2 protein-coding genes are annotated in these 1,926 nt (G+C 63.8%); both read left to right on the top strand.

From position 1 onward, the window contains the following. Positions 1-126: 126 nt before the first annotated feature. The gene (locus AC1D00_RS38995; protein WP_135179126.1) at positions 127-360 is read left to right on the top strand and encodes a DUF6894 family protein; all 234 of its coding nucleotides are present in this window, start codon (positions 127-129) and stop codon (positions 358-360) included. A 233-nt stretch (positions 361-593) separates the two neighbouring features. Then, positions 594-1,926, top strand: a 1,333-nt coding sequence (locus AC1D00_RS38990; protein WP_477014340.1) for a methyl-accepting chemotaxis protein, incomplete at its 3' end; no start/stop codon positions are given.

Below are 1,926 nucleotides of genomic sequence, written 5' to 3'. Positions count from 1 at the left end.
AGACGACCATCGAACACGAAGCCGCCGCGCCGTAGTCATACGGTCGGCGGCTTTCATGCGTTGGTAGCGACTAGCGCCCCAGTTTGCGTACGGCCGGGGGGTGCGGCCCTAAACAAGGGTTCAACGATGTCGCTGTACTTCTTCCGCATCAGTACCGGTCGCTATTCCGGCGCCGCCGATCAGCCGTACGAGTTCGAGGATCGCGCAGCCGCATGGACCGAGATGACCGAGGTCTGCGCCAATCTGCTCGGCGGCATCTCGCGCGGCCTGAAGCCGAACGCCGAGTGGTGCATGGAGCTGCTCGACGAGAACAAGAAGCCGGTCTTTCGCATCAGCCTCGTCGGGGAGGCGGTGCGCTGACACCATCCGCAAATGATGGCGTCGGCGTTAACGAACGCGAAGCATGCAAATCCGGGAAGCTTCATTTCGCTGCGCGTGAAACGTGTGGAAGTCCACGGATTTAAGCCGCGTTTTCCGTACTTCTACCTAAGACGCGAGGGGCTCCTTTAACGTTAATGAGTAACCTGCCGGTTAGCCTTTCCGGGATGTTCACGCGCTTCGTCGCGGCAATGCGTATCCCGGGAAATCGTTCAATGTCGTTCATTCAGAACCTGCGAATCGGCACCAAGCTCGCCATCACCTCCGCGCTGACCATCGGACTCGTCGCGCTGATGATCTTCCTCCAGATGAGCGGCAGCACCGAGGTCCAGAGGCTCGGCAATGGAGCATCGGGACAGCAGGCGATCGCGCAAAACGCGGCTGACGCGAAGGGCTCGGTGCGAGGGATGCAAATCGGCATTCGCGACATCCTGACCTCGTCCTCGCCCGCCGAGATGCAGAAGGCGGTCACCTATTTCAACGACCGCCAGAAGTCAGCCCTGCAGTTCGCGGCCGAAATGGCCAAGCTCTCGCGCTCGGCGGAAAATCGCAAGCGGATCGATCGCCTGACCGTGCTGATCGGCGAATTCGGCAAGGGCGAGCTGCAGATCGAAGCCATCCGCAAGCAGGAACTCGCGTTCGACGGGAAGAAGGACGGCGAAGGGGCGGCGCAACTCGCAAAGCTCGTTGCCGAGGTCGATCGCATCCGCAAGGAGACGCTGGCGCCGATCAACGAGGAGATCTCCGAGGTCGCCAATCAGATCACCGACTTCGCCAAGCAGAGGAGCGTCGAAGCGCGCACCGAGGCAGAGGCCGAAGCGGCGTCGGTTGCCCGGACGTCAATCGTCACCGGCGTCCTGGTCGCGCTGGTCCTGATCGGCGCGTGCATCTTCTCCGTCTTCAGCATTGCGCGGCCGATGCGTGCACTCACGGCAGCGATGGAGAAGCTCGCCGGCGGCGACTTTTCCGTGGTGCTGCCAGGCCTCGGCCGCAAGGACGAGGTTGGCGAGGTCGCCGGTGCCGTCGAGAAATTCAAGATCGTGTCCGAGCAGAAGGCGCGCGAGGACGCGGAGGCCAAGATGCGGCAGGATCAGATCGCGGCCGAACAGCGCAAGGCCGAGATGCGCAGGCTCGCCGACAGCTTCGAAGGTGCCGTCGGCGAGATCGTCGGCACGGTGTCGTCGGCCTCGACCGAGCTCGAGGCGTCCGCCACGACCCTGACCTCGACCGCCGAGCGCACGCAACAGCTCACGACCGTGGTCGCAGCCGCTTCGGAGGAAGCCTCAACCAATGTGCAGTCGGTGGCGTCCGCGACGGAAGAGCTGTCGTCCTCGATCACGGAGATCAGCCGGCAGGTGCAGGAATCCGCGCGTGTTGCAAGCGAGGCCGTCGGCCAGGCTCGCACCACGACCGAGCGTGTCAGCGAACTGTCCAAGGCCGCGACGCGGATCGGTGACGTGGTCGAGCTGATCAACACCATCGCGGGTCAGACCAACCTCCTGGCACTCAACGCCACGATCGAGGCGGCACGCGCCGGTGAGGCCGGCC

This window comes from Bradyrhizobium sp. P2_E8 (assembly GCF_056403875.1).
Note: the sequence above shows the minus strand (reverse complement) of the source record. Positions and strands in the feature narration are given on the sequence as shown.